Below are 13,433 nucleotides of genomic sequence, written 5' to 3'. Positions count from 1 at the left end.
GCTACAGGAGGGTACTGCGCTCGGGCCGCGCGGGCCCCACGTCCCGTGGACGGGCGAAACTTGCGTTTCGCTACGGCAGCCTCGGCCCAATTCCTCGCACCGCTCTTTGTTCGCGCGCCTTGGGAAATCTTGTCAAAACGTGCAAGCACATTTTGACGATTTCCCCCCTAAGGCGTGGCGCGCGTTTGCTTTGAAGTAATAAAGGCCGCCCGCCGTGGCGCGAACGTGTCCGCCGGGCGGGCGCACTCTTCGGGTGGTTTAATGGCTGCCTCTACCCCGTTCTCTGTCCGCGCGGTACCGCGCGAAAAAAAGACAGCACGTCATAGCACGAACAAAAAACGCATAAATTCACTCGCCAGAAAAAGCACGAACGGCCTCTTTGAACTGACGGCCGCGGTCTTCATAATTCCGAAAAAGGTCGAAGCTCGCACAGGCGGGGGACAACAAAACCGTATCGCCTGCCTCGGCCACCTCGCGACAGGCGGCAAGGGCGGCTGCCAATGACGAGGTGTCGTAAACCGGAACGACGCCGGTGAAGGAACGGACTAACTTGGCATTGTCGAGCCCCATGCAGACGACGGCACGCACATGCTCACGCACCAACGGCATCAGAACGCCGTAGTCGTTCCCTTTGTCCGTCCCGCCGGCGATCCACACCGTCGGACGCGTCATCGACTGCAAGGCATACCACACGGAATCGACGTTCGTCGCTTTCGAATCATTGATATACTCTACCCCATCGATTGTCGCCACCGGCTCCAGCCGATGCTCCACGCCGCCGAACGTGCGCAGGGTCTCGGCAATCGCGGCATCCGGCACGCCGGCTTTCCGACAGGCGGCGACGGCGGCCAGTGCATTGGCGATGTTGTGCAACCCTTTGATCCGCATCTCGGCGACCGGAAACTCGAAGCCGTCGCACCTCAACATCCCCGCAACAGCATCGTATGAGGCCGGGCCGGAGGCGCCTTTCACGCAAAAAGAGCAGATCTCGGCCTGTAATCCCGCCTGCACCCGAGGCAAATAGGCCTGGGTCTCCGGATCCTCGCCGTTGCAGACGAAGAGATCGTCCGGCCGAAGATTCTGCGTGATGCGGAATTTGCTGGCGACATAGTTCTCCATCCGGTGGTCGTACCGATCCAGATGATCGGGGGTGATGTTCAGCAGGAGGGCGATGTCGGCCCGAAAATCGTACATCCCGTCCAACTGGAAACTGCTCAATTCGATCACGTACCAGTCCGGCTGCTCTTCCGGTTCGGTCTCGGCCACCTGCAAAGCCAGACTCCGGCCGATGTTCCCGGCCAGTTCGGCCCGAAAACCGGCTGTGCGCATCATCGCATGGATCAGGGTCGTCGTCGTGGTCTTCCCGTTGCTGCCGGTGATGCAGACGGTGCGGGTGTGCGGCGCAAGGTAGCGACCGGCGAACTCGATCTCGGAGATCACGGGTATCCCCCGCTCGCGAATGGCCTGCACGACGGGGGCGCTCTCCGGAATGCCGGGGCTCTTGACCACAAATTCAGCTTCCAAAATAGGCCCGAGGGAATGGGAACCCTCTTCGAAGGCGATCCCCCGTTCCGCCAGGCGAGAACGGTAGGACTCTTTCAACTGGCCGGCGTCGGAGAGCCAGACGTCGTACCCTTTCGAGGAGGCCAGCACGGCAGAGCCGTATCCGCTCTCGCCGCCTCCCAAAATCACTGCCAATGCCATAGTCGATGCGTTTTAATCCTGCAAATTTAATGTTTTCCGACGCCCGGCGAGAGATGCGGAGGACGGTTTATACAAAAAAACGCGCCGCGCAAAAATGCGTAACGCGTTTCGTATTCTTCAGTTCCAAATCAGGCGAATCAGCCAGCTCCCGAGCAGAATCGCCACGTCCACCCACAGCATGATCCGCAGGAGGCGGGGGTGCCGAATCAGGAGCATGGTGGCGCCCAACGGCAACAAGGCGGGAAAAAGCAACAGGCTCTCGCGCAGTCTGCCCTGCAACAAGAGCTGGAGGGAGCGCTGCGCGCCGCAGAAGGGGCAATCGAAGCCGAACAGTTGCCGATAGGCGCAGGGCATGAGGCGATAGCGCCCGACGAGCTCCTCTCAGAGCGAGCTGATCTGGCGGAACCAGTCGGCGCCTTCCGAGAGTCCGACGCCGATGCCGATAATCCCGATGATAACCAATACGTAGAGGATATAAAGGCCGCCTATGCAAATCCCGATAATGGACAACACGCGACCGGCGTTGGCCATCCCGTATCCGTTGTAGTCGTTGGGTGCGGCGAGGTAGATGGCGCGGGCTTTGTTCCCGAAAACGAGGCCGATAATGCCGAGGATCAGGCCGACGAACCAGCAGCTGGTGACCACAGAGAGAATCCCGAGCACCAACGAAGCGGCTGCATTGGGCAGGCTGGGTTTCGGGGCATAATATCCGCCGCCGGGATTGGGTTGCGGCTGTTGCTGTTCCGATTGGGGTTGGTTTTCGTTGTAGTTTTCCATATCCGTATCCTTTTAGTGTAAAGATTTCACAGACAAAACAGGTGGTCAGGCTTCGTCTTCGCTGGCGGCTGCGGCAAGCCGTTCGGCGTTTTCGGCGAACTGGAGTTTGTCGATGCATTCCTGGATGTCGCCGTCCATAAAGGCGGGCAGGTTGTACATGGTGTAGCCGATCCGGTGGTCGGTCATCCGCCCCTGGGGATAGTTGTAGGTGCGGATCTTGGCGGAGCGGTCGCCGGTGGAAACCATGGTCTTCCGCTTGGAGGAGATTTCGTCGAGGTATTTCTGGTATTCGAGGTTATAGATCCGTGTCCGGAGCTCTTCCAAGGCTTTGTCGAAGTTCTTGAGCTGGGATTTCTGGTCTTGGCACTGGACGACGATGCCGGTGGGAATGTGGGTCAGCCGGATGGCGGAATAGGTGGTGTTCACGGATTGCCCGCCCGGCCCGGAGGCGCAGAAGGTGTCTTTCCGGATGTCTTCCATCTTGAGGTCGATGTCGAATTCTTCGGCTTCGGGCAGCACGGCGACGGAGGCGGCGGAGGTATGCACGCGGCCCTGGGTCTCGGTCTGGGGCACGCGCTGTACGCGGTGGACGCCGGATTCGTATTTCAAAACGCCGTAAACGCCGTCGCCGGTGATTTTCAGAACGACTTCCTTATAACCGCCGGAGGTGCCTTCGCTCTGGCTGTTGATTTCGGCTTTCCAGCCTCGCCGTTCGAAGAATTTGAGGTACATCCGCAGAAGGTCGCCGGCGAAAATGGCGGCTTCGTCTCCGCCTGCGCCGCCGCGGATCTCCATGATGGCGTTTTTGCTGTCCTGGGGGTCGGCGGGGATGAGCATGAGTTTGATCTCTTCTTCGAGCCGGGCGATGGCGGGTTCGAGGGTCTCGATCTCGCCGCGGGCCATCTCGCGCATCTCTTCGTCTTTCTCGTTGGCGAAGAGGTCTTTGGCTTCCTGTAAGTTAGCGACGGCGGTGCGGTACCGATCGGCGGCTTCGACGATGGGGCCGAGCTCTTTGTATTCTTTGTTGAGCTGGATGTATCGTTTCATGTCGCTCATCACTTCGGGATCGGTGATCTGCCGGGATATGGCGGCGTATTTCTCCCGAATGCCGTCCAATTTGGCCAGTATGGTATTATCTGCCATATATCGCGTTTCGTTTCAATCGTACAAAGATAAGCTTTTTCTTTCGCGCCGGAGAGAGTGGGGTTTCGGTCGGCGCGCCGGAGGAAATCTTGTTCAAAGCGCAGAATGCTTGGAAGGATTTCCCTTTTTCATACGGGCGGGCGGCGTTTTTCGCGCGCGTCGAGCTTTGTTCCGCCTCGAACTGTTCTTTTTGTGAACAAAAAGAACCAAAAAAAACTTCAGACGGATGCTTCGCATCCTCCCGCTGCCGGGAGCCCAAATCTCGGACTCTTCTTTGGGCCGCTTTCTTTCAACCGACGCTGCCAGCGAGCGTAATGCAAACGTAGTTTGCAAATTACCGAGCGGCGAGGAGGAACCGAGTAGCGTACCGAGAGCAGAGACCGTTTACGGGCTATGCCGAGGTAGCACGAGGAAGCCGAAGGCAACGCGTAGCCAAAAAGCGGCAGTTCCATGCGGGTAGACACAGAACCCTAGTCGCGGCGGGCGAAGCCGATGTAGTAGATCAAGGTCGCAATCGCGGACAAGGCGGCGACCAGATAAGTCCGGGCGGCCCATGTCAATGCTTCCTTGGCCTGAGCCTGCTGTTGCGAGTTCAGAATCTGCTCGTTTTCGAGCCAGGCCAAGGCCCGATGCGAGGCGTTGTACTCTACGGGCAGGGTCACGATACTGAACAAGGCGGACATGGCGATCATCCCGATGCCGATCCAGAACAATACCAGGTTATTGGTCACGCCGGCCAGCACAATACCGCCGATGATGAACAGAATCGCGAACTTCGAAGAGAAGCTGGTCACGGGAACCAATGCCGAACGCCATTTGAGCGGAGCATACCCCACGGCATGCTGAACGGCGTGGCCGCATTCGTGAGCGGCTACTGCCGCGGCGGCGACGGAGTTGCTCTCGTAGACTGAATCGCTGAGGTTCACGGTCTTGTTGGCCGGGTTGAAGTGGTCGGTCAACTCGCCCGAGACGTGGGTCACGCGGACGTCGGTAATGCCGTTGTCGCGTAGCATCTTTTCGGCCACTTCGCGACCGGTCAGACCGCCGGCAAAAGGAACTTTCGAGTATTTGTTGAATACGCTCTGCAAACGGGACTGGACGATAAAACCGACGATCCCGATAGCGATAATGAGCAGGAACTCGGGCCCCATCGAATAGAAGTAGGAGGAGGAAGCGGTCAGCAGTGTCATGATAAAATAGTGTGTGGTTTGGTTATAAAAAACGTGTCGAAAGGTGGTTATCGTATCTTGAGGGTCATCAGCGTAATGGCGGCCAGCAACAATTGGACGATCCAAAAACGGGTGACGATCTTGACTTCGAAGTAGCCTTTTTTCTGGTAGTGGTGGTGCAGGGGGGCCATCAAAAACACGCGACGGCCTTCGCCGTACCGGTGTTTGGTGTATTTGAACCAAAAGACCTGAATGATCACGGAGCAGCTCTCGACGATAAACACGCCGCAAAGAATGGGCAAGAGGAGTTCTTTCCGGATCAGCAGCGCGAAGACGGCGATAATCCCGCCGACGGCCAACGAGCCGGTATCGCCCATAAACACTTGCGCGGGGAAGGAGTTGTACCACAGAAATCCGAGTAAAGCGCCCACGAATGCCGCGGCAAAGACGAGCAGTTCGCCGGAGCCGGGTATATTCATGATACTCAGATACTCGGAATAGATGACGTTCCCGGAGAGGTAGGCGAGAATCCCGAGCACGACGCCGATAGCGGCGGAGACGCCGGCGGCCAGGCCGTCCAAGCCGTCGGTGAGGTTGGCGCCGTTGGAGACGAGGGTGATCACGAAAGTGGCGACGAGAATATAGAGCAGCCAGCCGAGCGTATCGCCCCATTTCCCTTCGATGGGAATCAGGTTGCGGTAGTCCAAAGTGCGGTTTTTGAAAAACGGGACGGTGGTGTCGGTGGATTTCTCGGGCGGGGTCAAATAGAGCACGGTGCGCCGGTTCCCCAAGTCGTTAGCCACGACGCGCTCGACTTCGTTCTGCTGCCGCACGGCGGCGGGCTCGCGCGAGACGATCTGGGGGCTGATCCACATGGTGGTGCCGACGATAATCCCGAGGCTCACCTGGCCCAAGATCTTGAATCGGCCGTTAAGCCCCTCTTTCCGCTTGCGAAAGACTTTGATGTAGTCGTCGAGAAAGCCCAGAAGGCCCAACCATACGGTGGTGGCGAGCATCAACTGGACATAGATGTTGGTGAGGTCGGCGAACAAAAGAACGGGTATAAGGATTGCGGCCAAAATAATGAGTCCGCCCATGGTCGGTGTCCCGCGTTTCTGGAGCTGGCCTTCGAGACCGAGGTTTCGCACCTCTTCGCCGATCTGGCGACGCTGGAGCAGGCGGATAATGTATTTCCCGAAAACCATCCCGATGAGCAGCGATACGACGATGGCCAGTGCGGATCGGAAGGATATATAGTTGAACATCCCGGCACCGGGCAGGTCGATGGTCCGGTCGAGGTATTCGGCGATGTGATAGATCATGGGTTGTTGCGCGCTTTTTCCTGGACAAAGATAGTCATTCCGGCGGGCTTTTCGTCACGGGTGGGAGGATTAACGAAAGCTTTCTGCCGGAGCGGCCCGCCCCGGGCTACCGCGGGCACGATGCGGGCGTGCAGCGTAACGTCGGTAACAGCGGTGACGGCTGGTCTTCTACGGCCGGTGGTACCAATGGCGTGTACTTGAGTTTCTACATGACGTGGCTCAATCCCGGCTACACGAACTTCCGTGCCCACGGTTTTCAGTTGCGCTGCCTCTCGGAATAAACGGACGCATAGCGTCTTTTAATGCCAGCCTCTACCCTACTTTTTTTAACCTTGGTGGGTCGGACGCCCGGGAGGAACGGCAACTCTCGGCGCGTGAGCGGCGTGTTGCGGGCCGCCCGTGGGCAGGCGTTCGGCCCGCGCGGTTCTTCGAACCGCAAGAGCACGGCCCATTTATTGATCATGTCTGTCGGGTTCGGCCTGTCGCCCACCCCCCGAGCGGCTTCGCCGCTGGGCGACAGGGCCGGCGGTTCGATGAACCGCAGAAGCACAGCCAATTTGTTTTCGGCCGCAGTCAACGGAGAACGAATATTAAGGCTGAGGCGGCCAGTAAAAGACGCTGTGCGTCCCCTCCGCATCCGGGGGCTGCGGGCCGACCGTTAACACGGGGACTTAGCTACTCGCTCGCAGCCCAAAGCATGACCAACAAGTTCAGCCCAACCCACCGCCCCCAGTCCAAGCCTCATGCTCGGCCAGCGCGGCTCGAAAACCGTAACCGGTTTTCGAGCCTGAAAAACAATCGCAGCCCAAAGCTCGCCCCAGTTCTCCGTCCCGTGTCCGCCTCACTGCGGCTCCGCTGTCGCTCCGCCGGTGCCGCTCGGCACGCGAAAACTGGGCGTGTCTACTCCTAAACGTCGCCCGCGGCAATTCTTGCCGGATTGGCCGAGTACCAACCGGTAGAATATGCCCTTTCAGACGGGCGGGCGACGGAGTTTTTGTGAGTGAGCAATTTTTTCGCGCGCCTGCGCGATTCATCCATATTCGGCTACCGCCGAAATAGTTGAATCGCTCTTTTAGGCGGGGCGCGCGGCTTTGGCTACAGGAGGGGACTGCGCTCAGGCCGCGCGGGCCCCACGTCCCGTGGACGGGAAATGCTTACGCATTTCAACTACCAGCCTCTACCCCTATGCAACGCGGGCAGCCTCAGCCCAATTCCTCGCACCGCTCTCTGTCCGCGCGCTGGCGAAAATCTTGTCCAAAGCGCAAGTCGCTTTGAACGATTTCCTTTTCCAGCAGTCGCGCGCGGTTGAGCTTTGACCCGCCTTCGAACTATTCCTTTTAGCTTCGCGTTGCCTTCGGCTTCCTCGTGCTACCTCGGCATAGCCCGCAAGCGGTCTCTGCCCTCGGTACGCTACTCGGTTCCTCCTCGCCGCTCGGCAATTTGCAAACTACGTTTGCATTGCACTCGCTGGCAGCGTCGGTTGTGAACAAAGAGAACCAAAAAGACTTTAGAGCGCATCCCTGCGGGATGCTCTGGCCGGGTATACCCGCATCACACAAACGCGCGGTGCGGCGGACAGTCTGCCCTACTCTCACCTATCCCCAAAAACGAACCGCGTCCGGCATCGCAAAATGCGATACCGAACGCGGTTCTCTTATCCAAGAGTCTGGACGGGGGACTACATCATGCCGCCCATACCTCCCATTCCGGCCGGCATAGCCGGTGCAGGATTTTCTTCCTTAATATCGGCCAGCACGCATTCGGTGGTCAGGAACATCGATGCCACGGAAGCGGCGTTTTCCAAGGCCACACGAGCCACTTTGGTCGGGTCGATAATCCCGGCTTTGAAGAGATCTTCGTACTGGTCGGCACGGGCATTGTACCCGAATGCACCCTTCCCTTCTTTCACTTTATTGACCACGACCGAACCTTCGCCGCCGGCATTGGCTACGATCTGACGCAGCGGTTCTTCGATGGCGCGTTTCACGATGTGAATCCCGGTGGTTTCGTCGTCGTTGTCGCCTTTGAGCTTTTCGAGCGCAGCGGTAGCACGGATATAAGCCACGCCGCCGCCCGGGATGATCCCTTCGGCGACCGCAGCACGGGTCGCTGCCAGTGCATCGTCGACGCGGTCTTTCTTCTCTTTCATTTCGACTTCGGTCGCGGCGCCCACGTAAAGCACGGCCACGCCGCCGGCCAATTTAGCCAGGCGTTCCTGAAGCTTTTCCTTGTCGTAGTCCGAGGTCGAGGCTTCGATCTGTTTCCGGATCTGGGCCACACGATCCTGGATGGCGTCTTTCTTGCCGGCTCCGTTGACGATCGTCGTATTTTCTTTGGTTAGTGTCACTTTCTCTGCCGAACCGAGCATATCGATGGTCGCAGCGTCGAGTTTCAGGCCGGTCTCTTCCGAAATCACGGTTCCGCCGGTCAGAATAGCGATGTCCTGCAACATCTCTTTGCGACGGTCGCCAAAGCCGGGAGCCTTGACGGCCGCAATCTTCAGCGTGCCGCGCAATTTGTTGAGCACGAGCGATGAAAGGGCTTCGCCGTCGACGTCTTCGGCGATCACGAGCAGGGCACGCCCGCTCTGTGCCACCGGTTCGAGCACCGGAAGAAGTTCTTTCATGGTCGAAACTTTCTTGTCGGTGATCAGGATGTAGGGCTTTTCGAGGTCGGCTTCCATCTTCTCGGGGTCGGTCATGAAGTAGGGAGAGATGTAACCGCGGTCGAACTGCATCCCTTCGACCACATCGACATGGGTCTCGGTCCCTTTGGCTTCTTCGACGGTGATAACGCCTTCTTTCTTCACTTTGCTCATCGCTTCGGCGATCAACTTACCGATGGTGGAGTCGTTGTTGGCCGAAATGGTACCGACTTGCTCGATTTTGCTGATGTCGTCGCCGACTTGCTGGCTCTGTTTCTGAAGGTCGGCCACGACGGCGGCAACGGCTTTGTCGATCCCGCGTTTCAAATCCATCGGGTTGGCGCCGGCGGTCACGTTCTTGATCCCGGTGGTAATAATGGCCTGGGCGAGCACGGTGGCGGTGGTCGTCCCGTCACCGGCGTCATCGTTGGTCTTCGAGGCTACTTCTTTCACGAGCTGGGCGCCCATATTGGCGACGTTGTCTTCCAGTTCCACTTCTTTGGCTACGCTGACGCCGTCCTTGGTCACTTGCGGAGCACCGAACTTTTTGTCGATCAGCACGTTCCGACCTTTCGGCCCGAGGGTCACTTTCACGGCGTTGGCCAGTGCGTCTACGCCGGATTTCAACTGTTCACGGGCGTCGGTATCGAATATAATCTGTTTTGCCATCTCTGTAATTGATGTTTTTATGGTTCTATGATTTTGCATGGAGCCGGACGGAACCGTACCTTTTCTTCAGAAAAGGTACCCAAAGAACTTTCATGATAGCTACGCTACTCCTTAGGCTCGCAGTCCTCAGTCTTCGTGATTCCTTTTGGGTCGGGGCAACGGCGCGCTTTATATGTAGGCTAAACCTTTAGCGCGCCGTTGCTCCCGGCCCAAAGAAAGCCCGAGAGTTGGGTCGCCGGCAGCTTTAGGATGCGAAGCATCCTTGAAAGTTTTTCTGGTTCTCTTTGTTCACAAAGAGAACAGTTCACTCCTGTTCAATCCACAATAATAGAGCGATTAAATAATCGCGAGGATGTCATTTTGTTTCATGATGAGATAATCCTTCCCATCGAACGAGATTTCAGTGCCCGCATACTTGCCGTAGAGCACCTGATCGCCCGCTTTGACCTCCATCTTGACCTCGTCGGTACCCGGGCCCACCGCCACCACCGTACCGGCAAGCGGTTTTTCTTTGGCCGTGTCAGGAATGAAGAGACCCGAAGCGGTTTTTTCTTCCGCCGGTTTCGGCTCGATCAGCACGCGATCTGCTAACGGTTTGATTTTCATGATCGGTAAATGTTTTATTTGTTTTGGATTCTGAATTCAGGTTTCGTTCAGCGGTAGCGGTACCGTGCATATTTTATGCCAAAGCGGCCCGGCTGACTCTTTATGTCAAAATGACAGCCTGCGGGCTGTCATTTTGAACATGATGTACGCAATAAACGCCAAGCTACCCTGCGATCATACGTTGTATCTCGCGGATGCGCCACTCGACTTCCGCCGGATCGGAGGGCTCCATGAAGTGACGCACGAGGCAGGGATTCCGGGCGCCGACTGCCAAAACGGCCGGCAGGGTCTCCGGAAAAATCCCGCCGATGGAGACCACCGGCAGCTGCGCGAAGCCGAGCACCTCGCGCAACTGCTCGGTCCCGACCACCGGATCGGGCACGGCTTTGGTGGTGGTCGGATAAACGGGCCCGAAGCCGATATAGTCTACTCCCTCGGAAGCCAACGCGGCGCGGGCCTGCTCGATGGAGTGGGTCGAAAGACCCACGATCATCTCCCGGTCGACGATGCGCCGCACAGAGGCCACGGGCAAGTCGCCCTGGCCGACGTGAACGCCGTCGGCTCCGCTCAGCAGGGCGATGTCGGGCCGGTCGTTGACGATAAATCGGGTCTCCGTTCCGCGGGTCACGGCGCGCACTTCGCGGGCGATACGCAGCAGCTCGCCGTCGGGGAGGTTCTTCTCCCTCAACTGAAGCATCCGAACGCCGCAACGCACGGCTGCTTCCGCTGCAACGACGTGTCCCACGGCGGGACGGGTCAGGATGACGTACAGGCCGAAGTTATCCATCGATCCGGGCGATCATCAGTTCGGCAGCTTTCCGGCCCGACATCAGCATGCCGCCGAAAATCGGCCCCATACGGAATGCGCCGCTCACCCCGTTGGCCGCCATACCGCTCACGAACAGACCCGGATAGACCTCCTTGGTGTTCTCAACGGTGAGCCGCTCGCCCTCTTCGACGTTCAGCGACCGTTCGCCGGCCACTTCACCGGTCGGAGTATTGAGCCGGACGTTGTTCTTACGGGCCACCAGGCGGGCGATCATACAGTCGTGGCCGGTGCCTTCGAGCACGGCGCGGGCGGTCACCATCAGAGGGTCGACGTGCATCCCTTCGCGCATCACGGGGGCCCAGTTCACCACCAGACCGGCTACCTCTTCGTTGTGGAAGATGACGTCTTCCACGGAGTAGCAGTTAAAAATAGTAGCCCCGGCTTTGGTGGCGGCGTAGACGAGGGCGGAGGTGGCGTGCACGGAGTCCAGCACGTAAGTTCCCTCTTTATAAGGTTTGTAGCTGACGCCGAGTTCGTCGAGGATGGGCAGGGCTTCCTGCTGGACGATGATGTCGTTGAACATCATGGCGCCGCCCCACATGCCGCCGCCGGGGGCGAGTTTGCGTTCGTAGAGAACGACGCGTTTGCCGGCTTTCGCCAGATAGTAAGCGGCCACGAGTCCGGACGGGCCGCCGCCGACGATGGCGGCATCGACCGAGAGGTTGGCTTTCAGCTTTTCGAAATAGTTTTCGACTATCCCGAGGGAAACGAGTTTTTCCATCGTTCGAATGATTTTTTACAAGTACGATTTTCCCCCTCGACAGGCCGGGAGCGTCCGGGGCGCAGGGCCCTCCGGTTCCAGGAGGGGACACAAATATAGGGGTTGCGGCGCAAAAATGCTATTTTTGCCGGACAAGATTTTGCTGACGAGTGGAATATTACGACAAAGACGTGGCACGGGAGCGGATGGATCGCTTCGAGGCGGAGGGGCGGCCGTTTCTGTTCCTGATCGACTACGCGATGCGGGCTTGTGTGGTGGAGCCGCTGGAGGAGGTGGATCCGGCCCGGCTGCTCTATGCGATCGGCGGACGGACGAATGCTTTCGCGCTGGGCGACGAAGCGCCGGAATTAGTATGGGAACCGCGGTTTTGCACGCGGGAGGAGTACGACCGGGGGTTCGAGACGGTCATGGGACATTTGCGGGCGGGGAACAGCTATCTGGTCAATCTGACGTGCGAAACGCCGGTGACTTGCAACCTGACGCTGCGCGAGGTGTTCGACGGCACGGAGGCGCGGTACAAAATCTGGTTCGACAACCGGTTCGTCTGTTTCTCGCCGGAACGGTTCGTGCGGATCGGGGCGGAGGGACGGATTTCGACGTTCCCGATGAAGGGGACGATCGATGCGGCGCTGCCGGAGGCGGAACGGCGAGTGTTGGAGGATGCGAAAGAGGCGGCAGAACATGCGACGATCGTCGATCTGCTGCGCAACGACCTGAGCCGGGTGGCGACGGGGGTGCGGGTGGAGCGGTATCGCTATGTCGACCGGGTGGCGACGCATGCGGGGGAGTTGTTGCAGGTCAGCTCGGAGATCAGCGGGAAGTTACGAACGAATTGGCGCGATCGCGTGGGGTCGATCTTGTTCGAGTTGCTGCCGGCGGGGTCGGTGACGGGGGCGCCGAAACTCCGAACGCTGGAAATCATCGCGGAGGCGGAGACCTACGACCGGGGGTATTATACGGGGGTGTGCGGGCTGTTCGACGGGAGGGAGCTGGAGAGCGGGGTGATGATCCGTTTTCTGGAACGGGCGCCGGGGGCGGAGCGGGGGGAGTATCTGTTCAAGAGCGGCGGGGGGATCACGTTCCGCAGCGACCGGACGGCGGAGTATGCGGAAATGAAACAGAAAGTCTATGTGCCTTTGCGTGGAAACGATACGGATCGCTGACGGCTGCTGGCCGGAGGCTGAAATTCTGCATCTGCATCAGGAGCGGGTCGAACGCACGTGCCGGGAGCGGTACGGCGTCGCCGCGGTGCCGGAGTTGGCGGCGATCCGAAGGGGATATCCGGTGCCGGGAGATTTACACGAGGGGATGGCGAAGTGTCGGGTGGTCTACGGGGCTAAGGGGGTCGAGGCGGTGGAATATGGGCGTTATACGCCTCCCCGGATCGGTTCGTTGCTGGCGGCGGAGGTCGATTCTTTCGACTACGGGTACAAGTATGCCGACCGGAGGGAACTGACTGTGTGGCACGAACGGGCGCTGGCGAAGGGCTACGGCGATGCGCTGCTGCTCCGCGACGGGCGGATCACGGATACGACGTTTTGCAATGTGGCGTTCCGGGTGGCGGGAGGCTCGCGCGAGCTCTGGCACACGCCGGCTTCACCGCTCTTGCGCGGGACGATGCGGGAATGGCTAATCAAACGGGGGACGATCGTCCCCCGTGAAATTCGACTCGAAAACTTACGCGAGGGGCACTACTCCCATATCGCGCTGTTCAATGCGATGAATGATTTCGGCACGCTGCTCTTGCCGAGCAACCGAATTGACTATTAATCTGTTAATCTGTGTACTTTGGGTTGGAGGGTACTGTTCTCTTTGTGAACAAAGAGAACCAGAAAAACTTTAGAGCGCA

13 protein-coding genes are annotated in these 13,433 nt (G+C 58.8%); 2 read left to right on the top strand and 11 right to left on the bottom strand.

Annotated elements, in window-relative coordinates; genetic code table 11:
* Positions 1 to 348: 348 nt before the first annotated feature.
* The 11 genes from murD to Q9S52_RS09295 form a co-directional block, all read right to left on the bottom strand.
* Positions 349 to 1,704: a UDP-N-acetylmuramoyl-L-alanine--D-glutamate ligase gene (gene murD, locus Q9S52_RS09345; protein WP_304708922.1), complete on the bottom strand. Its 1,356-nt coding sequence runs from the start codon at positions 1,702 to 1,704 to the stop codon at positions 349 to 351.
* 117 nt (positions 1,705 to 1,821) lie between these two features.
* The gene (locus tag Q9S52_RS09340; protein ID WP_297830526.1) at positions 1,822 to 2,058 is read right to left on the bottom strand and encodes a DUF2752 domain-containing protein; all 237 of its coding nucleotides are present in this window, start codon (positions 2,056 to 2,058) and stop codon (positions 1,822 to 1,824) included.
* Positions 2,059 to 2,085: 27 nt separating this feature from the next.
* Positions 2,086 to 2,481: a CCC motif membrane protein gene (locus tag Q9S52_RS09335; RefSeq protein WP_297830528.1), complete on the bottom strand. Its 396-nt coding sequence runs from the start codon at positions 2,479 to 2,481 to the stop codon at positions 2,086 to 2,088.
* A 45-nt stretch (positions 2,482 to 2,526) separates the two neighbouring features.
* Positions 2,527 to 3,624 (bottom strand): peptide chain release factor 1, encoded by a 1,098-nt coding sequence (gene prfA / locus Q9S52_RS09330; protein ID WP_294592013.1) that lies wholly within the window; start codon positions 3,622 to 3,624, stop codon positions 2,527 to 2,529.
* On the bottom strand, positions 3,614 to 3,883 hold the full coding sequence (locus tag Q9S52_RS09325; RefSeq protein ID WP_304708921.1) for a hypothetical protein: 270 nt from the start codon (positions 3,881 to 3,883) through the stop codon (positions 3,614 to 3,616). The genes prfA and Q9S52_RS09325 overlap by 11 nt, the downstream gene beginning before the upstream one ends.
* Positions 3,884 to 4,094: 211 nt before the next feature.
* Positions 4,095 to 4,814, bottom strand: coding sequence for a zinc metallopeptidase (locus Q9S52_RS09320; protein WP_294592015.1), 720 nt, complete (start codon positions 4,812 to 4,814; stop codon positions 4,095 to 4,097).
* Positions 4,815 to 4,861: 47 nt separating this feature from the next.
* Positions 4,862 to 6,115: a phospho-N-acetylmuramoyl-pentapeptide-transferase gene (mraY, locus tag Q9S52_RS09315; protein ID WP_300828993.1), complete on the bottom strand. Its 1,254-nt coding sequence runs from the start codon at positions 6,113 to 6,115 to the stop codon at positions 4,862 to 4,864.
* A 1,678-nt stretch (positions 6,116 to 7,793) separates the two neighbouring features.
* Positions 7,794 to 9,428 carry a chaperonin GroEL gene (groL, locus tag Q9S52_RS09310; RefSeq protein ID WP_294592047.1) on the bottom strand — a complete coding sequence of 545 codons (1,635 nt, stop codon included), beginning with the start codon at positions 9,426 to 9,428 and terminating at the stop codon, positions 7,794 to 7,796.
* A 336-nt stretch (positions 9,429 to 9,764) separates the two neighbouring features.
* Positions 9,765 to 10,034, bottom strand: coding sequence for a co-chaperone GroES (gene groES / locus Q9S52_RS09305; RefSeq protein WP_294592049.1), 270 nt, complete (start codon positions 10,032 to 10,034; stop codon positions 9,765 to 9,767).
* A gap of 163 nt (positions 10,035 to 10,197) precedes the next feature.
* Positions 10,198 to 10,821 carry a thiamine phosphate synthase gene (gene thiE / locus Q9S52_RS09300; RefSeq protein ID WP_304708920.1) on the bottom strand — a complete coding sequence of 208 codons (624 nt, stop codon included), beginning with the start codon at positions 10,819 to 10,821 and terminating at the stop codon, positions 10,198 to 10,200.
* On the bottom strand, positions 10,814 to 11,584 hold the full coding sequence (locus Q9S52_RS09295) for a sulfide-dependent adenosine diphosphate thiazole synthase (RefSeq protein WP_294592064.1): 771 nt from the start codon (positions 11,582 to 11,584) through the stop codon (positions 10,814 to 10,816). The genes thiE and Q9S52_RS09295 overlap by 8 nt, the downstream gene beginning before the upstream one ends.
* 149 nt (positions 11,585 to 11,733) lie before the next feature.
* Between Q9S52_RS09295 and Q9S52_RS09290 the strand changes: the two genes are divergently transcribed.
* Both Q9S52_RS09290 and Q9S52_RS09285 read left to right on the top strand, forming a co-directional pair.
* Complete coding sequence (locus Q9S52_RS09290) at positions 11,734 to 12,747, top strand: aminodeoxychorismate synthase component I (protein WP_304708919.1); 1,014 nt, start codon at positions 11,734 to 11,736, stop codon at positions 12,745 to 12,747.
* Positions 12,725 to 13,354 (top strand): aminotransferase class IV, encoded by a 630-nt coding sequence (locus Q9S52_RS09285; protein WP_304708918.1) that lies wholly within the window; start codon positions 12,725 to 12,727, stop codon positions 13,352 to 13,354. Before Q9S52_RS09290 ends, Q9S52_RS09285 begins: the two co-directional genes overlap by 23 nt.
* The last annotated feature ends 79 nt before the right edge of the window (positions 13,355 to 13,433 follow it).

The organism is uncultured Rikenella sp. (assembly GCF_948810725.1).
Classification (GTDB): domain Bacteria; phylum Bacteroidota; class Bacteroidia; order Bacteroidales; family Rikenellaceae; genus Rikenella.
The sequence above is the reverse complement of the archived record's forward strand: the minus strand, read 5'-3'. Positions and strand labels throughout refer to the sequence as shown.